The sequence below is a fragment of the Thalassobius vesicularis genome, assembly GCF_004799325.1.
In the GTDB taxonomy this organism is placed as follows: Bacteria; Pseudomonadota; Alphaproteobacteria; order Rhodobacterales; family Rhodobacteraceae; genus Thalassobius; species Thalassobius vesicularis.
Map to the genome: position 1 here is coordinate 118,255 of NZ_SSMD01000008.1, position 21,953 is coordinate 140,207.

General features: G+C 59.8%; 19 protein-coding genes and 1 pseudogene. 3 read left to right on the top strand and 17 right to left on the bottom strand.

The window, feature by feature from the left end; translation table 11 throughout:
* Positions 1–21: 21 nt before the first annotated feature.
* Complete coding sequence (locus E7681_RS15490; RefSeq protein WP_234163365.1) at positions 22–1,074, top strand: phenylacetate--CoA ligase family protein; 1,053 nt, start codon at positions 22–24, stop codon at positions 1,072–1,074.
* A 225-nt stretch (positions 1,075–1,299) separates the two neighbouring features.
* Here the strand turns inward: E7681_RS15490 and E7681_RS15495 are convergent, their stop codons facing one another.
* Positions 1,300–2,277 carry an FAD-binding oxidoreductase gene (locus E7681_RS15495; RefSeq protein ID WP_168733229.1) on the bottom strand — a complete coding sequence of 326 codons (978 nt, stop codon included), beginning with the start codon at positions 2,275–2,277 and terminating at the stop codon, positions 1,300–1,302.
* Here E7681_RS15495 and E7681_RS19420 point away from each other — a divergent pair.
* Positions 2,228–2,749, top strand: a pseudogene (locus E7681_RS19420) (SDR family NAD(P)-dependent oxidoreductase); the annotation flags it as partial. The gene E7681_RS15495 and the pseudogene E7681_RS19420 sit on opposite strands and share 50 nt — an antisense overlap.
* 146 nt (positions 2,750–2,895) lie before the next feature.
* Here E7681_RS19420 and E7681_RS15505 read toward each other — a convergent pair.
* Genes E7681_RS15505 through E7681_RS15515 form a run of 3 tightly spaced genes read right to left on the bottom strand, consistent with a single transcriptional unit; the run spans position 2,896 to position 6,191 of the window.
* Positions 2,896–4,062 (bottom strand): acyl-CoA dehydrogenase family protein, encoded by a 1,167-nt coding sequence (locus E7681_RS15505; protein ID WP_136340189.1) that lies wholly within the window; start codon positions 4,060–4,062, stop codon positions 2,896–2,898.
* 16 nt (positions 4,063–4,078) lie between these two features.
* On the bottom strand, positions 4,079–5,317 hold the full coding sequence (locus E7681_RS15510; RefSeq protein ID WP_136340190.1) for a thiolase family protein: 1,239 nt from the start codon (positions 5,315–5,317) through the stop codon (positions 4,079–4,081).
* A 16-nt stretch (positions 5,318–5,333) separates the two neighbouring features.
* Positions 5,334–6,191, bottom strand: coding sequence for an enoyl-CoA hydratase/isomerase family protein (locus E7681_RS15515; RefSeq protein WP_246032507.1), 858 nt, complete (start codon positions 6,189–6,191; stop codon positions 5,334–5,336).
* On the opposite strand from E7681_RS15515, the gene E7681_RS15520 reads away from it, so the two are divergent.
* On the top strand, positions 6,164–7,339 hold the full coding sequence (locus E7681_RS15520) for a CaiB/BaiF CoA transferase family protein (RefSeq protein ID WP_246032508.1): 1,176 nt from the start codon (positions 6,164–6,166) through the stop codon (positions 7,337–7,339). The genes E7681_RS15515 and E7681_RS15520 overlap by 28 nt on opposite strands.
* A gap of 25 nt (positions 7,340–7,364) precedes the next feature.
* Here the strand turns inward: E7681_RS15520 and E7681_RS15525 are convergent, their stop codons facing one another.
* The 13 genes from E7681_RS15525 to E7681_RS15585 all read right to left on the bottom strand — a co-directional run bounded on the left by E7681_RS15525 (position 7,365) and on the right by E7681_RS15585 (position 21,951).
* On the bottom strand, positions 7,365–8,153 hold the full coding sequence (locus E7681_RS15525; RefSeq protein ID WP_027264387.1) for an SDR family NAD(P)-dependent oxidoreductase: 789 nt from the start codon (positions 8,151–8,153) through the stop codon (positions 7,365–7,367).
* A 12-nt stretch (positions 8,154–8,165) separates the two neighbouring features.
* Complete coding sequence (locus tag E7681_RS15530; RefSeq protein WP_027264388.1) at positions 8,166–8,957, bottom strand: ABC transporter ATP-binding protein; 792 nt, start codon at positions 8,955–8,957, stop codon at positions 8,166–8,168.
* Positions 8,958–9,018: 61 nt separating this feature from the next.
* Positions 9,019–10,257, bottom strand: a complete 1,239-nt coding sequence (locus E7681_RS15535) for an ABC transporter substrate-binding protein (RefSeq protein WP_051630972.1) — start codon at positions 10,255–10,257, stop codon at positions 9,019–9,021.
* A 34-nt stretch (positions 10,258–10,291) separates the two neighbouring features.
* Positions 10,292–11,344, bottom strand: coding sequence for a branched-chain amino acid ABC transporter permease (locus tag E7681_RS15540; RefSeq protein WP_027264390.1), 1,053 nt, complete (start codon positions 11,342–11,344; stop codon positions 10,292–10,294).
* Between the two features lie 3 nt (positions 11,345–11,347).
* Complete coding sequence (locus tag E7681_RS15545) at positions 11,348–12,232, bottom strand: branched-chain amino acid ABC transporter permease (protein WP_028288586.1); 885 nt, start codon at positions 12,230–12,232, stop codon at positions 11,348–11,350.
* Between the two features lie 15 nt (positions 12,233–12,247).
* Positions 12,248–14,245, bottom strand: coding sequence for an AMP-binding protein (locus E7681_RS15550; RefSeq protein WP_246032509.1), 1,998 nt, complete (start codon positions 14,243–14,245; stop codon positions 12,248–12,250).
* Between the two features lie 4 nt (positions 14,246–14,249).
* On the bottom strand, positions 14,250–15,029 hold the full coding sequence (locus tag E7681_RS15555; protein WP_028288584.1) for an ABC transporter ATP-binding protein: 780 nt from the start codon (positions 15,027–15,029) through the stop codon (positions 14,250–14,252).
* A gap of 212 nt (positions 15,030–15,241) precedes the next feature.
* Positions 15,242–16,081 carry an HTD2 family dehydratase gene (locus E7681_RS15560; RefSeq protein ID WP_136340191.1) on the bottom strand — a complete coding sequence of 280 codons (840 nt, stop codon included), beginning with the start codon at positions 16,079–16,081 and terminating at the stop codon, positions 15,242–15,244.
* Between the two features lie 11 nt (positions 16,082–16,092).
* Positions 16,093–17,256 (bottom strand): acyl-CoA dehydrogenase family protein, encoded by a 1,164-nt coding sequence (locus E7681_RS15565; RefSeq protein WP_136340192.1) that lies wholly within the window; start codon positions 17,254–17,256, stop codon positions 16,093–16,095.
* 3 nt (positions 17,257–17,259) lie between these two features.
* A complete protein-coding gene (locus tag E7681_RS15570) occupies positions 17,260–18,054 on the bottom strand; it encodes a citryl-CoA lyase (protein WP_136340193.1) in 795 nt (264 codons plus the stop codon).
* Positions 18,054–18,968, bottom strand: coding sequence for an SDR family NAD(P)-dependent oxidoreductase (locus E7681_RS15575; protein WP_136340194.1), 915 nt, complete (start codon positions 18,966–18,968; stop codon positions 18,054–18,056). Before E7681_RS15575 ends, E7681_RS15570 begins: the two co-directional genes overlap by 1 nt.
* 12 nt (positions 18,969–18,980) lie before the next feature.
* Complete coding sequence (locus E7681_RS15580) at positions 18,981–19,940, bottom strand: hydroxymethylglutaryl-CoA lyase (RefSeq protein WP_027264398.1); 960 nt, start codon at positions 19,938–19,940, stop codon at positions 18,981–18,983.
* A gap of 4 nt (positions 19,941–19,944) precedes the next feature.
* Positions 19,945–21,951 (bottom strand): acetyl/propionyl/methylcrotonyl-CoA carboxylase subunit alpha, encoded by a 2,007-nt coding sequence (locus E7681_RS15585; RefSeq protein ID WP_136340195.1) that lies wholly within the window; start codon positions 21,949–21,951, stop codon positions 19,945–19,947.
* Positions 21,952–21,953 lie beyond the last annotated feature (2 nt).

The following is a 21,953-nucleotide window of genomic DNA, read 5'->3' on the forward strand; positions in this document are numbered from 1 at the left end:
GACCTCTCGCGTCTTCCAGTGATGAAAAAAGAAGAGCTTCTGAAGATCCAGCGCGAGAACCCGCCCTTTGGCGGGTTCCTGGCCTCGGATCTGAAGGATGTCGGGCGGATCTACGTGTCCCCCGGCCCGATTTTCGAACCGGCCCTTTCGGACGGTGGCGGCCACGGCCTTGACCGGCTGTTCAAGGCGGCAGGCGTGGGGCCGGGGGATATCATCCTGAACACCTGGATGTATCATCTGGTGCCCGCGGGGCTTTTGTTCGACGAAGCGGCACAGGCCGCAGGCGCCACGGTGATCCCCGGAGGCGTCGGCAATACGGAGCTTCAGGCACAGATCATCGCCGAAACCGGCGTGACTTCGATCTGCGCTTCGACCGCGTTTTTCCTGACGCTGGCGGACAAGGTGATCGAAACCTATGGCCGCGACGCATGGAAGGTGAAGACAGCCTTCCTCGGCGGTGAGATGGGCGACTGGATGGCCAAGCGCCGCCGGATCGAGGCCGAATACGGCGTGTCCACCTGGGCCGCCTATGCCACCGCCGATCTGGGCCTTGTCGCCTATGAGGATGGCGGCGAAGGCTACCTGGTTCATCCCGACCGCGTGGTGCAGATCTGCGATCCGGTCAGCGGCGAACAGGTCGCTCATGGCGAACCTGGCGAGGTTGTCGTGACCGCGCGCGATGCCACCTGGCCGATGATCCGGTTCGGCACCGGCGACAGCGCCTTTGCCCTGGAAAGCAACGCGGATGGCACCGTCAGCCGGATTTCAGCATTGCAGGGACGGGTCGGGGCAGCGGTCAAAGTGCGCGAGATTTTCGTTTATCCGCGCGTGGTTGAAGAAGTTGTCATCGGCACGCCGGGCGCAAAGGCCGCGCAGGCCGTGGTAACGCGCGAGAACGATCGCGACATGATCCGCCTCTCGCTTGTGCTGGAAGACGGTGCCGACGCTTCCGCCGCAGAAGCAGCCGCCGCTGATACCTTCAAACTGCATGCACGAATTCGTGCTGACGAGGTGAACATTGTTTCGGAACTACCCGAAAATGCAGAACTGATCGTCAACCAAAAAGACCGCTGAGATCGGGTTCTGTGCGCTTTGCCTGAATCAGACCTTTTAGCCGACACTGGCACGCGGGTTTTCGTGGACCCAAGACTTTCAACTTGGCGAAGGTCTTGGGGATCCCGGCCCCGCGCGCCCGTGGGGTGTCGCGGAAAGCGGCACAGGTCAAACGTGGTCGAAATCGACTGTCAGTTTTTTGGTTTTCGGACGGGCCTGGCAGGTCAGGACAAAGTTCTCCTTCAACTACCAAGGCTCCAAAGCATAGTTCAGCGTCATCTCTGCCTCGCCTTCGATAACTTTGGCGCGGCAGGTGGAACACATTGCGCCCTTGCAGCAATAGGGTAGTTCGATACCTGCTGCGGCGGCGGAGACCACGCTTTCCTGATCAGGTGTCATCACAAAGCTGCGGGCGGTGCCATCATGGATCGCCGTGACCTGAACTCCTTCTCCAGTGGCGGCTTCCGCCGTAAGCGGCGCAAGCGTGACGGTGGCGGTATTGTCAGCATCGGCGGGAGCGAACAGCTCGTCATGAAAACGGTTCTCTTCAACGCCTAGGTCGCGGAGCGCGGTCTTGAGTTCCTGAATCATCTCGGCGGGGCCGCAAAGAAAAGCATCTTCTATTTCTGCCGGAGCGAACAGGGCACCGGAGAACTTGCGCAGCTTTTCCGCATCAAGCCGGCCCGAGAATAGTGGGGAATCGGTGCCTTCGCGCGTCAGTGTATGAAAAAGAGAGAACCGTCCGGGATAGGTATCCTTGAGATCGTTCAATTCGTCGCGGAAGATGATGGAACTTAGCGTTCGACTGCCGTAAAAAAGGATGAAGTTGGCCCCGGCCTCGGTGGCAAGCACCGAGCGGATGATCGAAATGATTGGAGTAGTTCCACTGCCCGGGGCCAGGGCGAGATAGGTGCGTGGTCCGCCTTGTCGTATCTTTGATCCGAATGTGCCTTCGGGCGTCATGACATCAAGTTCGGTGCCCGGTGGCAGTTCGCTATGAACGAAAGAGGAAAACGCTCCGCCTTCCAGCAGCTTGACCAGAACGCGCAACTCGCCATCGTCTCGGCCGGAGCTGACCGAATAGCATCGCCGCACACCATCGATATCATCGGCACGGCGCAGCGTGACGTACTGGCCCGGGATGAATTGATAGTCGTCCGCCAGATCTTCGGGATTGGGCGAGCATTTCGCCGAACTGCTGGCGGGGCAGGATGTCGACGTCACATTGGCCGCCCGCCGCGTCGCCCGCTTGTCTGAGCTTTCCGCAAAGATAGCGGCGGAAGGGGGGCAGGCCGATGTGATAGAGATGGACGTGGCGGACCCGAAGTCGGTGGAAGCCGCGCTGAAGGGACGGGTCTTTGACACTGTCATCAACAATGCCGGAACGACGGCATCTCTTCCCGCATTGGAACACCGGCCGGCCGAAATCGACGCGATCATAGACACAAATCTCAAGGGCGCATTTCATGTCGCACGTATCGCCGCCAAAGCGATGATTGATGCCGGACGCGGGGGCTGTATCGTCAATGTCGCCTCGTTTCTGGGCACACGGGTGGCCAGCCATGTGTCCGCCTATGCCGCGTCCAAGGAAGGGCTGATTCAACTGACCCGGTCTCTGGCGCTTGAATGGGCGCGGCATGGCATCCGGGTGAATGCCATCTGCCCCGGTTATATCGAAACCGACCTGAACCGTGAGTTTTTTGCCACTGACGCGGGACAGGCATTGATCAAACGCGTCCCGCAGCGCCGGTTGGGGCATGATCCGTTGGCCGCCCCCCCCGGACCGGGGGCCTACGATAAGGCGACCGGGAATCCCCGGCCGCAATTCTTAGAGTCACGATTTCAGAACGCGTTAAGCCCGGTCAGGTTGCGCCCGATGACCAGTTTTTGGATTTCGGTGGTGCCATCGGGAATCGGCATGACCTTTGCATTGCGGAAGTGCCGTTCAACGTCGAACTCTTTGGTGATGCCGTTGCCGCCGTGGATCTGCACCGCTTTGCCGGCGATTTCGACGGCCATTTCGGTTGCATACCATTTCGCCATCGAGGTCTGGGTGTCACAGCGCACGCCCAGGTCCAGAAGTTGCAGCCCGCGCTGGCACAACAGGCGCGCGGCATCCAGGTGCGTGGCCATGTCGGCCAGGTAGCCTTGAATCAACTGGTGCCCGCCAATCGGCTTGCCATGCTGCTCGCGTTCCTGGGCATATTTGACCGCACATTCCAATGCCGCCTGACCAATGCCGATGCTGGTCAGGCCAACAAACACACGCGCGCTCTCAAACAGTTTCAACGTCTGGAACAGGCCGCCGCCTGCATTACCCAGAACATGCTCGGCGGTGGTTTCCGCCCGGTCGAAAAACAATTCACAGGTCGATGCACCGACAAGTCCCATCTTGCGCAATTCGCGGCTCTCATAGTTGCCGGTGTCGCGGTCGACGATGACCATGGAAATACCGTCGTCCAGATTGCAGACAACGATGGCGAAATCCGACTGGGCCCCATTGGAAATCCAGAGCTTCTGGCCAGTGACGAAAATCTTATCGCCCTCTCGGTCCGCACGTGTCTTGACCTCGCGTACGTTCGAACCGACCTCTGGTTCGGAAATACAGGTGGCACAGATCCGTTCGCTGCGCAGGAGCGGCTTCAGATAGGCCTCTTTCTGCGCCACATTTCCCAAGAGGTTGACCGCGAACACGGCATGACCCTGAATCAGCACCGCGATTGCCAGATCGGCCCATATCCGGGCCAGTTCCTCGTATAGGATGCCATAGGTCATGCGGTCGATTCCGGCACCGCCTTCCTCTTCGGGGATCAGGCCGCTGATCAGCCCGAATTCCTCGACCTTGGCGAACAGGGACTTCAGGGTTTTCGCATCGGGGGGGTGGCCGAGGTTCTCGTATTTCTCGGCCAGCGGCGCGAACTCTGCCTCGGCCATCTTGCGGAAGTTTTCCAGCAACATGCGTTGCTCATCTGTATAGATTGCCTGAGCGGCGGCGATCACGTTTTCCATGGTTCGTCTCCTTGTTTCAACGGCCCAGAATGATGACGCAGGCGGCCGCTTCTTCTACCCCGTGCAACCCCCCGCCGTTTTCGGCGATGGCATTCTTTGCCCCTTCGACCTGGCGCGCGCCAGCTTCGCCGCGCAGTTGCGTGACCAGTTCGAAAACCTGCCCTATCCCTGTGGCACCGACCGGGTGGCCCTTGGATTCCAACCCGCCCGAGGGGTTCACCGGAATGCGTCCGCCGATCTTTGTCTCGCCGCGCAGACTGGCGGGACCGCCCTCGCCGAATTCGACAAATCCGAGGTTCTCGATCTGGATCACTTCGCCCACGGCCGTGGCGTCATGCACTTCGGCCACCGATATATCCTCGGGGCCGATCCCGGCCTGTTCATAGGCCTCAAGCGCGGCAAGCCGGGTCAGGTGGTTCTTGTAATCTTCCGGCGGACGATCGGTGCCCGAGCGCAGGATCGCGGCCTTGACCTTGATCGCGCGCGCGGGATCTAGGCCCAGACGTTTTATCCCCTCGCCGGTGCATAAAACGGCCGCAGCGGCCCCGTCCGAGATCGGGGCGCACATCGGCAGGGTCAGCGGATAGGTGATCGGCGGCGCGGCCAATACCTGATCGACGCTCATGGCTTCTCGGTATTGCGCCAGTGGATTATGCACGGAATGCGCATGGTTCTTGGCGGCGACGGCGGCGAACTGTTCCTGAGTTGTGCCAAAGGTCTTCATGTGCAGCCGGGCGAAGCCTGCGTAGACATCCATGAACACGCTGTAGGGCTTGGGCGATTTCGATCCTTCGGGTTCCTCGACCCCTGCACCCAGATCGGCCAGCCGTTGCGCGACCTCTTCGCTGTTGCTGACGTCCCAGCCGCTGTCGAAGGCCGAAAACATCAACGCACGGTCGTCAGAATACATCTTTTCGGCGCCCACGGCGAGACAGCAGTCGCCATTGCCGGCCTTGAGGAAATCGACTGCCAGTTTGAACCCGGTCGAGGCGCTGGCGCAGGCGTTTTCGACATTCACCACCGGAATGCCCTGAATGCCCATTTCACGCAGCGCGATTTCGCCGCGGATCATGTGCTGGCCCTCCATGTGGCCCTGCACCGCATTCGAGAAGAATGCGCCGTCGATACGATCTGCCGTCACTCGGGCATCGGAAAGCGCGGCGGCGACGGCCTCGCCGGTCATGTCCTTGATGGTTTTGTCCCGGAACTTTCCGAACGGCGTCATCCCGATGCCAACGATGTAAATGTCCTGCATCGTTTGTCCTCCTGACCTAGTATCCGCGAAACTGCGGTTTTCGTTTTTCATTGAACGCCGACAGACCCTCGTGCATGTCCCAGGATCGCATGTGCGCGCGCAGGTTCAGCATCTCTTCGGAAAGCGCGGCGGTTTCGTCCACGTCCAGCGACCGATTGGAAACCGTCTTCATGCGGCGTAAGACCGCCGGGCTTTTTTCTGCCAGCCTGTCGGTAAAGGCCTGCACCGCTTGTCGCAGGTCTTCGTCCGCGACGACCTTGTTCACCAGTCCCCAGTCCATCATGTCCCGTGCCGAAACGTTCTCGCCCGAGAACAGCAGGTATTTCGCGCGGTTCAGGCCAATCCTACGCGGCAGGATCGCCGCACCGCCGGCCCCGGGAAAGACGCCAAAGTTGGAATGTGCGTCGCCCAGTTGCGCGCTTTCGGCGGCAAAGACCAGATCGCAGGCCATCACCATTTCCAAACCGCCCGCCATCGCCAGCCCGTTCACTGCGGCGATCACCGGTTTCGGGCCATGTCGCATAAGCCCAAACGTGTGATCGACAAGATCCAGAAGATCCGGCTCGCCTGGTGCATGTTTGGCGCCAGCAACTTCTTTCAGATCGGCACCGGCGCAGAATGCCCGGCCAGAGCCGGTCAGGACAATTGTACGCACCCCATCGTCGGCCAGCGCCGATTCCAGTGCTGCCGCCATCTCGCGCAGCATCTGCGTTGACATTGCGTTGAGCTGTTCGGTGCGCTGGAAGGTAATCCATTCAGTTTTTGCGACCCGCTCAACGAATAGCGTCTGCTTTGCCTCACTCATGCTAAGCTCCTGATAATTATACATATTATTGGTTTTTCGCCTTGTCTTTTGCGGCGATTTACGCTGCACTCGGGCGGACCCGCACGTGGAAAACAAAAGAACTGGAGATTGATATGAGCACTGCACCCCTGGCCGGCCTGAAAATCCTCAGCCTTGCCGAACAGTTTCCCGGTCCCTATGCCACAATGCTGTTGTCCGACATGGGAGCCGAGGTGATCATGATTGAACGCCCGGGCATCGGTGATCCGGCCCGGCAATTTCCGCCCTTGTTCCGGGCACTGAACCGAGGCAAGCGCAGCGTTGCGTTGGATCTGAAATCGGCCGAGGGGCTGGCACGGTTTCGCGAACTGGCCAAGGAATCGGATGTCATCGTCGAAGGGTTCCGCCCTGGCAAGCTTGCGGCCTTGGGTGCCGGTTTCGAGGACATGCGTAGTGTCAACTCGCGGCTGGTTTATGTATCGATTTCGGGTTACGGGCAGGACGGCCCCTATCGTGACAGGGCTGGCCATGACCTGAGCTATGAAGGGGTTGGCGGTTTGCTGGCCGATCAGGCCGATGCAAAGCAGCCCGGCCCTGTGCCGCCGATCCCCCTTGCGGATGTTGGCGCGGCGTTGTTCGCCGCGATCGCAATCCTGTCGGCGGTGGTGTCGAGCCAGCGCACAGGGCAGGGGCGTTACGTGGACGTGTCCATGTCGGATGCGGTGGTTTCGATGTTGACCGCATTCCTCGTTCCCGCCGCCAATGGAACACCGCTGGGCGAATTTATCGCCGAGCCGGGCTATGGCGTGTTCACCTGCAAAGACGGCAAGCTCTTGACCTTGTCCATCGCGCATGAGGACTGGTTCTGGAAACCGTTCTGCGATGTGATCGACAGGGCGGATCTTGCGCCGTTGACAGGCCGCGACCGTGTCGCCCGCAAGGCCGCGCTGCGCGAAGAAATCGCGGCGATTCTGGTTGGCAAGACGCGCGCCGAATGGGGCGACCTTCTGGATAAGGCGGGGGTGCCATGGGGTCCGGTCAATTCCCTGGTCGAAACGTTGGACGACCCCCATGTGCGTGCGCGCCAGCTGCTGCGCAAGATTACGCATGACGGCGGCAAGGCCGAGACTTTTATTGTCCAGCCGTTGAAATTTGATGGCTTCGAAACCGCAACACCGAATCTGCCCCCTGAACTCGGGGCAGATAATGACAGCGTTTTTTCGGACGACGCCACCTAGAGGCGGCGGTTGGTCGATGTCTACTCTAGCAGGCAAACGAATACCCACCATTCACTGGATAGGTCTGTCCGGTGATCCAGCTGGCAGCATCCGAGCAGAGGAACAGGATCATTCCGGCGGGGTCTTCCGGCTCGCCCAGACGGCGGATCACGTACTGCGACAATGCCCGCTTCTCGGTCTCTGCATCCGGGATCAGGTCGGCGACAGCCGGAGTTCTTGTGCCCCCCAAGGCGACGCAATTCGCGGTGATCCCGAACCGACCACCGGCTTTTGCAATTGCCCGCATGAAGCCGGCCGCACCGGCCTTGGCCCCGGAATAAACCGCCAGATGCGGTTCACCGACACGGCCGGCGTCGGAAATGACGGTCACAATGCGCCCATAGCCACTGTTAACCATCAACGGCATGGCGTGACGGGTGCAGTTCAGCACCCCATCGAAATTGGTGGCCATCCAGCGGCGCCATTCATCGGGATCGGATTCCCAAAAAGGGACCAGATCGTCGAGCCGCGATGTCGGCCCGGCGTTGCCCGCATTGTTGACCAGAATATCCACGCCGCCAAATGTGGTCTGCGTTTCGGCAAACGCCGCGCCAACCGCGTCGAAATCCGAGACGTCGAAGGCGAGCGGCAGAGCCTTTGCACCCGCTGCCTCCACTTCCGCGGCAACGCTTTCGGCCCGTTCGGCGTGAAAATCGTTGACAACGATGGCACCGGCTCCGTGTTCCGCCAGATAAAGCGCGACTTGCCGACCAACGCCTTGCCCCGCTCCGGTTACAAATGCGGTACGACCTTTGATGGAAAGCAGGTTACTCATCTTCGCTCCTTTCTATCCCAGCCATCTCTTCCGGCGGCGATAGTGTTTGATATCTCGATAGCTTTTGCGCTCGCCCGATGCGGTTACGCCGAGATAGAATTCCTTGATGTCCTCGTTGTCAGCGAGCTTGTCGGCAGGGCCGTCCATCACGATCCGGCCGTTCTCCATCACATAGGCATAGTCGGCGATCGATAGCGCCGCGGCGCTGTTTTGTTCGACCAGGAAGAAGGTCGTGCCTTCTGACTTGAGCTGCTTGAGCACTTCGTAAACATCCCGGACCATCATCGGGGCCAATCCCAACGACGGTTCGTCGATCGCGATGATCTTGGGGCTGGCCATCATGGCCCGGCCGATCAGCAGCAGTTGTTGTTCGCCACCAGACATGAAGCCAGAGGTGCGGTTGCGCAGGTCCGCAAGCCGGGGCATCAAGGTGTAAACATGGTCCAGGCGCTTTTTCAGCTCGGCGGAGTTGGGCACCATGTGCCCGCCGACGATCAGGTTTTGCTCTGACGTCAGATGCCGCAAAACGCGCCGCCCTTCCATCACATGGATGAGACCGTTCTTCACGACTTCCGAGGCTTCCATGTTCTGAATGGGAGTTCCGTCCAGAACGATGGACCCCGCCGAAACGGTTCCATCCTCGGATTTGAGCGTTCCCGAGATGGCTTTAAGCGTCGTGCTTTTTCCTGCGCCATTGCCACCGAGCAGAGCAACACATTGTCCCGCACGGACTGTCATGGACACGCCTTTGAGCGCCAGGATGACGTCGGAATATGTCACCTCTACGTTGTTGAGTTCCAGCATGGTCATATTGCCCGGGGCTAAGGATCAGAACGGGCGCCGCGACTGCGGCGCCCGGATTAATTCACCATTTCTCAACTTGCGGAACGTCGACACCCGTTGCCGCGATGGTGATTTTCCCATCTTTGACGGTGCCCACATTCACTTTGAGGCCTTCCAATGGGAACGGTGCTTCTGGCGTAAAGGACAAGGTCGGCAGGAACCCATGGGTTTCTTCGGTGGTGATCGGTTTGGCAAAAAGCGCCTCACGTACCATCTCTCCGGTCAGGCCCTCGGCGCCGTTCGCCTCGATCGCGTGATCGATCACGGTCACGGTATAGAGACCCTGAGATACGCCCATTGCGGTCACGACGTTCCAAGGTGCTTCGAGTCCGTAATCGGCAACCAATGTCTCGTAGAATTGTCGCGCGGGAGTGTCCTCATCGGCCGCAATCGCCATGCCGTAGGCTTCAAAGTCCCCCTCCATTTGCTCAAGCCCGCCAAGCGCGCCACCCGAGGCTGGAAGCCCGTTATGCGAACTCATCATGATCGGGATGTTCGCCCCGTTGGCCTGCAGCCCACGTTTCGCGGCAACCACGATAGAGGTGTTCGTTTGGATTACCAGCGCCTCGGCCCCGGCTCGTACAACGCGGCGCATTTGCCCCGTCAGATCGGTGGGTTGAACTTCGGTATAGATGACCTCGACGAGGTCGATCTCCTCGGGGTGCTCTTCGGCATAGAGTTCAAGGCCCTTTGCCATGTCGACATAGGCAGGCGATGCTTCGGAGGCGAGGATCGCAACCTTGAGCGGTTCGTCTCCTCCGCGCTGTTCACGCATCCAGTTCAGAAAGCCGACACTTTCGTGCGAATAGGTCGGGCGTGGGTTGAAAATCCAGGCATCCGGTTGCCAGGCAAAACCGTAGGCCGCTGTGGCCATGAACATCGGGATTTTGTCTTCCGGCAGGCGTTCGGAAAGGGCCGCGACGTCAGGCCCGCCGAGGCCGACAACCGCAATCGGGTCCAGTTCCGATTTGATCCCGGGCCAGAGACTTGCCACCTGTGCCGCGTCATAGCGGGTTTCGTAGTTTTTGTAGTTCAGCGTGACGCCAAGTTCCTTGCCGCGGGTTTCATTCCACCAGGTGAACACAGCTTCGCGTCCGCCTGCCAGGATGGGCATGATGTCAGCATAAGGGCCGGAAAAGTCCGACAGCAGGGCGAGATTATAGGTCTCTTCGGCCTGCGCCTTCAAAGGCATGGTCGCCGCGGCCGCCAAGGCAGCCGCTGCCAGTAAGCCGCGAAGACCTCGATTCGATTGGTAAGTCATATTCTTCCTCCCAGGTTTAGAGCCGCTCTATTTCTCAGTAAGGAAACGGCCAGATACGGTATGACGACTTCAGGATGTTCCAGCGGTGCATCAGCCCCTTGGGTTCGAGGATCATAAACAATGCGATCACGCCGCCAAGAACGACATTCATGCCAGCGAACACGATGTCACCGCCAAGGAATGATACCGAGTCGGCGATATTGGGGCCGACCGTCGCGATAATTTCCTGGATGATGCGGATAATGAAGACGCCGATCAGGGCCCCCACGATTGAACCCATCCCGCCGACGATGATCATCGCGACGAAGAAGATCGAGTGAAACAGGGTGAACTGGTCTACCCCCACGAAGCGGATCAGATAGGCCCAAAGCGCCCCGCCGACGCCCGCATAGAAAGCGCCGATCAGGAAGGCATTTGCCTTTGTGGCCGCGACATTGATCCCCATTATACCCGCGGCCACGTCATCATCCCTGACCGCCACGAAGGCACGGCCGAAGCGTGACCGAACGATCCCGAACGCGCCCGCCACCATGATCGCGGTCACGGCGAAATTCAGATAGAACTGCGAAGATTCGCTGACAAATCGCAGCCCGAAAAGCTCGGCCGGGGGCACGGTGATACCGTTCGATCCACCCAGCCAGGTTGACGGCAGGTTCAATACGGCAAAGTGGAACAGGAACTGAGCTGCAATCGTGGTCAGTGCCAGATAGAACCCCTTGATCCGCGCCGCGGTCAAGCCAAAGAGAAAGCCGAACAGCGCAGCCGAGAGCCCGGCCAGAGGAATGGTCAGCAGAAACGTAAGGCCGGTCTTCGAGGCCAGTATCGAGGCCGTATAGGCGCCGACCCCCATGAACGCCGCCTGACCCAGGTTGATCTGGCCCGCATAGCCGGTGCAGATCTGAAGCCCGACGGCGATGACGGCGCTGATCATCATCATATTCAGGATAGCGATGATACGGCTGCTCACCAGGTAAGGCGCCAACAGCAGTAGAGCCATGAATACGACGAGGGCCAGAAACTGCCAGCGCGTTCGGATCAAACGTCTGTCACTGCGATAGCTTGTCGGGAATACGCCAGAAGGATCCATGGATTACACCCGTTCGATTGTGCGCCAGCCGAACAGGCCGGTCGGCCGGATCAGCAGAATGGCAAGCATTATGATATATGGAACGACACTGCCGAGCGAGCCACCGATCAACGGATCAAGGTAGTTGGTGGTCAAGCTCTGCGCGATGCCGATGATTATTCCTGCCAAGATAAGCCCGCCGATGGATTCCAGCCCGGCAAAGAGCGCCACCGGCAGGGCCGCGAACCCGATATCCGAGGCCAGGAAGGTCAGCGATTTGCCGCTGAGAAAGATCATCGCACCAATTGTGGACAGGATTGCCCCGAGAACCCAGGCAACGGCAATCGAGCCTTTCACCGAAATGCCCATCGAGGAAGCTACGACGTGGTCCTCCGCCACAGCGGTCATACGGAGGCCGGACCGGGTCCGGTTGAAGAACCACGACAGGCCGACGGCCGCGACAATGGTGATGATCCCACCTATCAGGAGGTTCATCGGGATCAACATATCGCCGAGGAACAAGGGTTTCAGCGGAAAAATGATCGGGAAGGGTCTTACCGCGGGACCGAACACAAGCAGCACCAAACCGCGCAGCAGGATCAAAAGGCCGACGGTGACCATGACCATCGAGAAAACCGATTCACCGATCAGCTTTGTCAGGAAAATCCGTTCGATTGCGTACCCGACCAGCCCGGCCAGAACCAGCGAAAGGGGTATCGACAACCAAAGGCTAAGCCCCGCTTGCATCGTTGTGAACCAGACGATGAACCCGCCGATGATCACAAGCTCGCCCTGCGCGAAGTTGAACACCTTGCTGGCGCGGTAAATCACAACAAAGCCCATGGCCACCAGCGAATACAGAAGGCCGATCAAAGCCCCGGTAATGATGTCATTGATGAAATAGACCATTGTCGCCGACCTCCTTTAAGATTTGGACTGCCGCTTGGCAGCCTTCGATGCGTTTTCAACATCCGACACGCGAACCGTGGTCTTGAGAACGCCTTGACGACCGTCCTGATAGGTCACAGCGATTTCGAGATCTGTCTCGTCATCGCCAGCATAGATCGCCTCGACGAGCTTGGCATACCGTTCCTCCAGAAAGGCCCGGCGAAGCTTTCGGCTGCGGGTCAACTCGCCTTCATCCGGGTCGAGTTCCTTGGGAAAATTCGCAAAACGTGCCACGCGCGAGCCTTCGGGCAGGAGCGCATTGATGCGCGCCACTTCGCCTTTGATAAGGTCCAGAACTTCGGGTTTCTGCGACAGATCGGTGTAGGTCGAAAAGCTGATCTTGTTCTCTTCCGCCCAACGCCCGAGAACTTCCATATCGATATTGATAAGCGCGCTGACGAAATTCCGGCGTTCGTCGCCCAATGTCATGAGGTCCTTGATGAAGGGGCTATACCGCAACCGCGTTTCGATGAACTGCGGCGGATAGCTGTGACCGTTTGCCAGGCGGCGCATGTCCTTGACACGGTCAAAGAACAATAGCTCGCCGTCGTCGGTCATCGAGACCGCATCACCGGTCTTGTACCAACCGTCTTCGGTCAGCACCTCTGCGGTCTTTTCGGGCTTGCCGTGATAGCCGCCGAAGCCCGATCCGCCACGCACCTGAAGCTCCCCTTCGTCCGAGACCCTGTATTCCAGCGGTTCGCCGTAGTTCGTGTTGCTTTGCATCCAGCTGCCGCTGGTTTCCAGCTGATAGCTTTCGCCGACATGCGCGGTCAGAAGGCCGATTTCGGTCGCGCCATACACGTTGCGCAGCTTAACCCCCATCGCGTGGAACATACGAAAGACGTCAGGTGCCATCAGGGCGCCGCCGCTCATTGCGTTTTTGGCCTTACCAAGGCCAAGATTGTCGCGCAGGTGATGCAGCACCAGAGCTTCGGCAAAGGGAAGCTGCAGGCGTGCGGCAAGGCTGGGGCTACGCCCCTCCAGCCGTTCCACATAAACGTCGTGGCCGACCTTCATGCCCCAGTTGTACATCGCATTGCGGATTTTGCCCGCCCCCAGCATCCGGGCCTGAACGATGGAGGCGAGATTTTCCCACTGGCGCGGGCTGAACACCAGTGCGTCGACCGCCAGTTCGCGAATGTTGGTCAGTACGTCTTCAGGGCCTTCGGGGAAATTGACGACCATGGGCGCGATCAAACCGATCGACAGGCCGAAAATCTGTTCCGTGACCCAGGCCGGCGAAATGTAGGTCAGGTATTCGGTGCCCGGCGCGATTTCGATTGCCCCCATCACCCGCGAGCAATTGTCGAACAGGTAGCGATGGCTGATGACAACGCCCTTGGGTTTTCCCGTGGTACCCGAGGTATAGGACAGCAAGGCGGTATCGTCCGCCCGTCCACGTTTTACGTGTTCTTCAAATCTGGCGGGTTCCTTGGCGTGGATCTGACGCCCTGCCGCGCTCACACTTTCAAACGAATGCAACAGGGGATGATCATAGCCCCACAGACCGGAATCGTCCCAGTAAACGACCGCCAGGGCGCCCGAGTACTTGCCCGCAATCTCGATGCATTTATCGACCTGCTCCTGATCCTGCGCCAGAAAAATCCGCGTTTGCGAGTCTTCGGCCAGATACAGAATCTCTTCAGCGTTTTGATCCGGATAGACAGACAGGACTTTGCCGCCTAACGACTGGACGGCGTATTCAGCCCAGAAATGTTCGGGTTCGTTTTCGCCAATCATCATGACGGATTCGCCAGCCGACAAGCCCAGGTTCTCCAACCCGAGAGCCAGGGCGCGAACCCTGTCAAGAACATCGGCCCAGGTGAATTCACGCCAGATGCCCAGGCGCTTGTGCCGTTCGGCGAGGTTGGTCGGTGTGGATGTCGCTCGCGCGAGCAAAACCTGCGGCAGGGTTTCGCTATGTGTCACTGCTGGGTCCGAAAAGACCATTGCTGTCCGTTGTTTGACCATGCCGCTACCCCAGATATGCCTTTATGACAGCCGGGTCCTTCTGGATTTCTTCCGGGGTGCCTTCGGCGATGACCCGCCCGAAATCCAGCACCACGATCCGGTCGGCAAGGTCCATCACGACGCCCATGTCGTGCTCCACCAGAACTACCGGAATCTTGCGCGCCTCGCGCACATCGAGAATGAAGCGCGCCAGGTCTTCTTTTTCCTCCGAGTTCATGCCGGCCATCGGTTCATCCATCAGCAGGATCGACGGTTCCTGCGCCAATGCACGGCCCAGATCGACACGCTTGCGCAACCCATACCCCAACGTGCCCACGGGCCGGTTGCGGATTGCCTCGATCTCGAGAAAATCGATGATCTCCTCTGCGGCTTCACGATGTTCCGATTCCTCGCGCATCACGGGACCGAACTGGAAAAAGGCCTGGACTACATTCGATTTCATCAGCATGTGGCGGCCGATCATAATGTTTTCCACCACCGTCTGCCCGGCAAAAAGATGGGTGCCCTGAAACGTCCGCGCCAGACCGCGCCGGGCGATCTGGTCAACACGCAGGCCGGTCACGTCCTGCCCGGACAATTCGACACGGCCCTTCTGCGGACGGTAGAAGCCCGCAGTCACGTTCAGAAGTGATGTTTTTCCGGCACCATTCGGACCGATAATTGCAAGCAATTCATCGTCGGCCACGGAGATGCTCACATCGTCGAGCGCGGTCACACCGCCAAATTTCAAAGTTGCGCCACGCACCGCAAGCGGTGACGATACGTGCCCGTTATTCGTGGTCATGTTACAACCCGTGCTTTTCCCCAACACCTCATGGAGGCACGCATAGCCTGACCGCACGGTTTTCCGTTGGTTACGAGTTTTCCTCGCATCGTTCCTCCTCCCACCTCTTAATTCAGAGGTTTGCCTGGTCTATTTTACCAAGTCTCTCCGCGCAGCCTAACAGATGTTAGAAAAATTGGTCAACAACTGAATCCGCTACCAAAGGAAACCGATCAGACAGCCGCGTACTCTGCGGAAAAGCTTCGAAGACCGTTTTGATCCTGACACCAGACTGTCCCGGAGGTGCCGGTCTCTTCATTGTGCAGTTGCAATTCGCAGGGCAGGGTGAGTGGCGCGAGGCCGCGGAACGAAAACCGGTGGGGCGATGTTTTCAACGCATCCGCCGCCAGATTCAGAAGCAGCGTGGCCTGCAATGGGCCATGCACAACAAGCCCGGAATAGGCTTCGGTTTCGGTGGCGTAGACGTAATCATAGTGAATGCGATGGGCATTGAACGTCAGCGCCGAATAGCGAAACAGCAGAACAGGATCCGGGGTCAGGATCGATCTGAGCGTGGCGGGGTCACCCGCGTCAGGTGCGCTCTCGACCGTCCGAGGGGCGGAAATCTCACGATAAACGATCGTTTGCTGCTCCCGGATACAAAGCCGGTTGCCACTCAGATACTCATGTTCGACGGTCACAAAGACCAATGGTCCACTACGGCCCTGCTTGGCCACAATATCCCTGATCGAAGAGCGTCGGGTGATGGTTTCGCCGATTTTCAGCGGCGCGATATGCGTAACATCGCCGCCAGCCCACATGCGGGCGGGCAGCGGAACAGGGGGCAGAAATCCACCCCTCGCGGCATGGCCGTCTTCTGACAGGGCGGTCGCTGGCACGGTATCAAGGGCAAGGCACCAATGAATTCCCAGCGGGACATCGCCCGCTCCGTCCCAAAGATGCGGACCGAGCGTGGCGCGGAATTTGTCGATCAGCCCGTGCGTCAGAACATCTTCCTTAGTCTCGGTGCGTCCCAGCCAGGGCGCCAGCGCGTCAAGGTCGATCTCACCCATAATCCTAGCCTTCAGAACGATCTTGGCATGCCGAGGATATGTTCTCCGACATATGACAGGATCAGGTTGGTCGAGATCGGGGCGACCTGATAGAGGCGCGCCTCGCGGAACTTGCGCTCGACATCGTATTCCCGTGCGAAACCGAAGCCGCCATGGGTCTGAATGCAGGCATTGGCCGCTTCCCAGCTGGCCTCCGAAGCCAGCAGCTTAGCCATATTCGCCTGTGCTCCGCAATCCAGCCCAGCATCGAACCGCCTGCAGGCTTCAAAGCGCATCAGATTGGCGGCCTCGATGTTCACATAAGACCTGGCGATAGGGAATTGCACGCCTTGGTTCTGGCCGATGGGACGGTCAAAGACCACGCGGTCACCGGCATAGGCGCGGGCCTTGTCGACGAACCAATAGCCATCACCGATACATTCGGCGGCGATCAGCGTGCGTTCGGCATTCAGTCCATCGAGAATGTGATAAAACCCGCGCCCCTCGGTTCCGATCAGGTTTTCAGCGGGAATTTCGAGGTTGTCAAAGAACACTTCGTTGGTTTCGTGGCCGGGCATATTGGCGATGGGGCGGACCTCCATCCCGTTGCCGATAGCCTCTTTCAGATCGACCATAAAGATCGACAGGCCCTGCGACTTTTTCTTGACCTCGCTCAGCGGCGTGGTGCGTGCCAGCAGGATCATCAGGTCGGAATGCTGGATACGGCTGATCCAGACCTTCTGGCCATTGATCTCATACCGGTCACCTTTCTTGACCGCGGTGGTCTTCAGTTTGGTGGTGTCGGTCCCGGTTGTCGGTTCGGTCACGGCCATGGATTGCAGGCGCAACGCGCCGCTGGCGATGCCGGGCAGGTATTTCTGCTTTTGCTCATCCGAACCATGCCGCAGCAGCGTGCCCATGTTATACATCTGCCCGTGGCAATGGCCCGCGTTTCCGCCGCAGCGGTTCACCTCCTCCATGATGATCGAGGCCTCCGTCAACCCCAGACCCGAGCCACCGTATTCCTCTGGGATCATCGCGGCGAGCCAGCCCTCGCGGGTCAGCGCATCGACGAATTCCTCGGGGTAGGTTTCGTTTTCGCCGAACCTGCGATGATATTCTGGCGGAAACTGCGCGCAAAGTGCGCGCAAGGCATCGCGCAGATCGGTGTGAGTGTCTGGGGCTGACGTCTGCATCGCTTATGCCGCCCCCGGACCGGAGGTTTCCAGGATCTCTTCCTCGGCGCGCTGCCACAGCTCATAGGAAATTGGGTTCTCGCTTTCTTCAAGGATATGACCGACCAGCCCGATGGACCGCGCCATGACGCCAAAGCCGCGCACGATCTTCCAGGGGAAGCCGAATTCACAGCAGATCGCACCGATGGCGCCGGTGGCATTGATCGGCAGCATCTTGCCCGATTTTTCCTCGGCCACGGCCTGAATCTTCTGGATCAGTTCGATATATTCGCCCGATTTCCCGTTCTCGGCGGCGATCTGGAACAGCCGCGGTGTGCGCGGATCGACCGGCTTGTGCACCGGATGGCCCAGCCCCGGCACGATGGCCTTCTTGGCGCGGAATTTTTCCACCGTTTCCACGGCAAGCGCATCCAGATCGACCCCGGTGCCCAACCTGTCCTGCGGCAGCGCCTCATACAGCATCTTGGATGCGCCCTCCATCGAGCCGACAAAGACGGTGCCAAGCCCGCACAGCCCGGCGGCAACAGCGGCCTGAAGCGATTCCGGCGCGCCCATATAGGTCATCCGCGCCGCCATGGCCGAGGGCGTGATGCCATGTTCGACCAGGGTGATGACGATGGCGTTAAACACCCGGCTTTCCTCGGGCGTGGCCTTGCGGCCCGTCAGTTGCAGGAACGCCAGATCGCCAAGGTTCATATGGCCCAGGATCTCGTTGGGCAGGTCAAGCCCGCGCACGCTGATCTTGTCGGCGGTGCTCCAGGCGATGTCGGAGCTGATTTTCTCTTTGCGTTTGCCCATCAGACCGGATCCCACGAAAAGACGTCCGCCGAAACTTCGAGCGGCGTGAATTGCGATTTGAGCGCGGGAATAGCGCGCTCGGCGATTTCATCTGCGGTCCAGCCATCGCCGGAATGCACCGACCGCACCGGGCGGGGCTGGTTGAACAGGAAGATCTCGTTGTTGCGCACGGCAAAGATCTGTCCGCTGACGCCTTCGGCCCTGTCGGACATCAGGAAACAGGCCATCGGCGCCACTTTGGCCGGTGTCATCTGCTTGAGCTTTTCAACCCGCGCCACCTGTTCAGGCGTGTCGGTCTTGATCGAGGAAATCATCCGGCTCCAGGCGAAGGGCGCGATGCAGTTCGACCGCACGTTCCAGCGTTTCAGGTCAAGTGCCACCGATTTCGAGAAGGCTGCGATGCCCAGCTTTGCCGCAGCGTAATTCGCCTGCGCGAGATTGCCGATCAACCCCGAGGTCGAGGTCATATGCACCAGCGCGCCACCCTCCTGTTCGCGGAAATAATCGGCCGCCGCGCGGCTGGTGTTGAAGGCGCCATAAAGATGGACTTTCACAACGGCGTCGAAATCCTCGTAGGTCATTTTGTGGAAGAACCCGTCGCGCAGGATGCCGGCGTTGTTCACCACCGCGTCGATGCGGCCGAATTCCTTGACACCCGCCTCGATCATCGCGCGCGCGGCGTCCGGATCGGTGACGTTGCCGCCATCGGCGATTGCGTCGCCCCCGGCAGCCTTGATTTCTTCAACCACTTTCTGCGCCGCGGTTTCAGTCTGGCCCGTGCCCTTCAGCGACGCGCCCAGATCGTTAACCACCACGGCGGCGCCTTCTGCGGCTGCCATCAAGGCGATATCACGCCCGATCCCACCGCCGGCCCCGGTGACCAGAACGACCTTTCCGTCAAGTGCTTTTGTCATCTTCTTGCTCCCTCAGCGTGACTTGCGGTATTTGTCCAACCCGCCGGTGTGCATGACCCGGCCCATGAGCGGCACACCGATGATCTCTTCTGCTTTGACCGCCGCTGCGATCAGCTTGTCCAGATCAATGCCGGTTTCGATGCCGAGCTCGTGACACAGGAACACTGCATCCTCGGTGCAGACATTTCCTGCGGCGCGCGCGTGGCCGTGGCCCGCGAAAGGACAGCCGCCAAGACCGGCGACGGAGCTTTCGAACATGTCCACGCCCATCGACAGGGCCGCATAAACGTTGGCGATCCCCAGCCCACGTGTGTCATGGATGTGCATACCGATGCGCGCCTCGGGCGCCAATTCGCGCAGGGCGCCGATCATCCGTTTGACCGCCTCGGGGTTTCCCCAACCCATGGTGTCGGCGACCACGAGGATCGGCACGGGGATGTTCTCTTCTTCGCATAGCTGAAGGATAAAGCGGAAATCGTCCAAGATGCGTTCTTGGGGGATGGGGCCCTCGAGGTTGCAGCCGAAAGCGGTCATCACATAGGCCGCGTCGACGGTATATCCCTCTTCCTTGTAAAGACGGACCCAGTCACGTTGTTTTTCCCGCATCTCGGCCGAGGAACAATTGTTGTTCGATTGGGCGAATGCTTCGGAAGGATAGAACAGCAGACGCGGGTCGATATCGACCTCATGCGCGGTCAGGGCCTTGCGAAACCCTTTGTCGTTCAGCCACAGCGATGTGTAGTTCACGCCCGGTTTGCGCTTGATACGCTGGAACAACTCGCCGGTGTCCGCCATCTGAGGAACGTATTTCGGGCTGACAAAGCTGCCGACCTGAATGCGTTTCAAGCCGGTTTCGCTGAGCATGTCGATCAGTTCGATCCGCTCTTCGATCGGGTAAATCTTCTTTTCGATCTGAAAACCCTCACGCGGGCCTTCTTCACGAAATTCTACGAATTTGGGAAAGTCGCTCATTTCATCACTCCTCGGATGGCAGGATCTCGGCGATGACCTGGCCGCGATCGACCATGTCCCCATTCGAGACGGATATATTGCTGGCGATGCCGGCAGCTGCTGCGCGGATCGAGATTTCAAGTTTCATGGATTCCATGACCGCGACCACGTCGCCTTCGGCCACGCTCTGACCGTCGGAGACCTTGATTTCGACAATCATGCCGGTCAGCGGAGAGGTCACGGCGCGATCCGCCGCGGCATCGCCGCCGGCAAAGGCAAGGGGCGCGGCGGGCCGAAAGACCAGGCGGCCTTCGGGCGTATCCAGTTCGATCACGCCCGCGTGCAGGCGCGCGTCGATCAGATGGACGGTGTCGCCTTCGCCGACACGCCAACGGCCCGGGGTCAGTTCACGTGCCGACAGTATCAGCGCCTCGCCTTTCTCCGAACGGATGGTGTACTTGGCACCCGGTTTGACAGGACTGACGCGCAGTTCTTCGGATACCTCGTCAGAATCGGTAAGCGTCACGCGCTGCCCCGCTTCAATCGCATCGCCGCCCAGTCCAAGCCGCCAGCCGGTAAAGGCATCACGGTTGGTCCAGGGATTGGCGTCTGTGTCGCTGCGCGACTGGGTCACGAAGAGAATGGCAGCGGTCGCCTTCCACAGATCTGGGCGGGTCAGGCCGGGTGCCTGTGTCAGCTCATCCAGCCTGCCGTCGATCCAGCGGGTATGCACCTGCATCCGTTCGAATTCATGGTTTCGCGCCAGCGCCGTCAGAAAGGCGCGATTGGTTTCGACACCTTCGACCGCGACATGATCAAGCGCCGTGGCTAGACGTGCCAATGCGGTTTCCCGGTCGGGCGCGTGCACGATCAGCTTGGCGATCATCGGGTCGTAGTAGGGCGTGACGGCATCGCCTTCTTCGACGCCGCTGTCGATGCGCAGGCCCGATGGCAGGCTGAGCGTGGAGAGCGTGCCCGTCGACGGGGCGAATTGCATCGCCGGATCTTCGGCGTAAAGCCGCGCCTCGACCGCGTGGCCGTTGATCGTCAGATCGTCCTGCACCAGTCCAAGGCCCGCGCCTTCGGCAATCCGCAGGTGAAGCGCGACAAGGTCCAGCCCGGTGATCGCTTCGGTGACGGGATGTTCCACCTGAATGCGCGGGTTCACCTCAAGGAAGAAATACTCGCCACCCGCGACCAGAAATTCGACCGTGCCCAGCCCGCGATAGTCCAGCGTTTCGCCCAAGCGCACCGCGTCGCGTGCGATGTCGTCCAGAAGCGTTCGGGGCAGACCCCAGGCCGGGGCTTCCTCGATGACCTTCTGGTGGCGGCGCTGAAGCGTGCAATCGCGTTCGAACAGATGCACCACATGGCCTTTGCCGTCACCTGCGATCTGCACTTCAACATGGCGCGCCTCGGGCAGGAAACGCTCCAACAGCAGCCCTTCGGAGCCGAAGGTGGATTTTGCTTCGCGCAGCGCGCCTTCGATGTCCTCGACCAGCGTGGTCTCGTCAGTGACGAGCCGTTGTCCGCGCCCACCACCGCCGCCGACCGCCTTGAGCAGCACCGGCAGGCCCATTTGGCGCACCTCCTCGGCAATCTGCTCGGGATCGGACCGCGCACCTTCGGCGCCCGAAATCACCGGGACGCTGGCCGCCACGGCGGCCTCTTTGGCGCTGGCCTTGTCGCCGAAACGTTCAAGCGTTTCAGGCGTCGGCCCCATGAAGATCATGCCGGCGGCTTCGACCGAACGAGCAAAATCGGGGTTTTCGGCCAGAAAGCCATAACCGGGATGGATCGCATCCGCGCCCACTGATTGCGCAGCGGCAATCACCGCGTCGATTTTCAGATAGCTCTCGGATGCAGGTCCGGCGCCGATACAGACAGATTTGCCAATCTCGCGGACATGCAGGGCATTGGCGTCGGCCTGCGAATGCACGCCGACGGGAATGATACCGCTGGCCCGCGCAGTGCGCGCGATCCGGCAGGCAATTTCGCCGCGGTTGGCGATCAGAAGCGTCTTGATTTTCACGG

Coding starts and splice junctions, on each gene's coding strand:
- E7681_RS15490 (WP_234163365.1), top strand. CDS start 22: ATGAAAAAAGAAGAGCTTCTGAAGATCCAGCGCGAGAACCCGCCCTTT.
- E7681_RS15505 (WP_136340189.1), bottom strand. CDS start 4,062: ATGGAAAACGTGATCGCCGCCGCTCAGGCAATCTATACAGATGAGCAA.
- E7681_RS15510 (WP_136340190.1), bottom strand. CDS start 5,317: ATGCAGGACATTTACATCGTTGGCATCGGGATGACGCCGTTCGGAAAG.
- E7681_RS15525 (WP_027264387.1), bottom strand. CDS start 8,153: ATGAGTAACCTGCTTTCCATCAAAGGTCGTACCGCATTTGTAACCGGA.
- E7681_RS15530 (WP_027264388.1), bottom strand. CDS start 8,957: ATGCTGGAACTCAACAACGTAGAGGTGACATATTCCGACGTCATCCTG.
- E7681_RS15535 (WP_051630972.1), bottom strand. CDS start 10,257: ATGACTTACCAATCGAATCGAGGTCTTCGCGGCTTACTGGCAGCGGCT.
- E7681_RS15540 (WP_027264390.1), bottom strand. CDS start 11,344: ATGGATCCTTCTGGCGTATTCCCGACAAGCTATCGCAGTGACAGACGT.
- E7681_RS15545 (WP_028288586.1), bottom strand. CDS start 12,232: ATGGTCTATTTCATCAATGACATCATTACCGGGGCTTTGATCGGCCTT.
- E7681_RS15550 (WP_246032509.1), bottom strand. CDS start 14,245: ATGGTCAAACAACGGACAGCAATGGTCTTTTCGGACCCAGCAGTGACA.
- E7681_RS15555 (WP_028288584.1), bottom strand. CDS start 15,029: ATGACCACGAATAACGGGCACGTATCGTCACCGCTTGCGGTGCGTGGC.
- E7681_RS15560 (WP_136340191.1), bottom strand. CDS start 16,081: ATGGGTGAGATCGACCTTGACGCGCTGGCGCCCTGGCTGGGACGCACC.
- E7681_RS15565 (WP_136340192.1), bottom strand. CDS start 17,256: ATGCAGACGTCAGCCCCAGACACTCACACCGATCTGCGCGATGCCTTG.
- E7681_RS15570 (WP_136340193.1), bottom strand. CDS start 18,054: ATGGGCAAACGCAAAGAGAAAATCAGCTCCGACATCGCCTGGAGCACC.
- E7681_RS15575 (WP_136340194.1), bottom strand. CDS start 18,968: ATGACAAAAGCACTTGACGGAAAGGTCGTTCTGGTCACCGGGGCCGGC.
- E7681_RS15580 (WP_027264398.1), bottom strand. CDS start 19,940: ATGAGCGACTTTCCCAAATTCGTAGAATTTCGTGAAGAAGGCCCGCGT.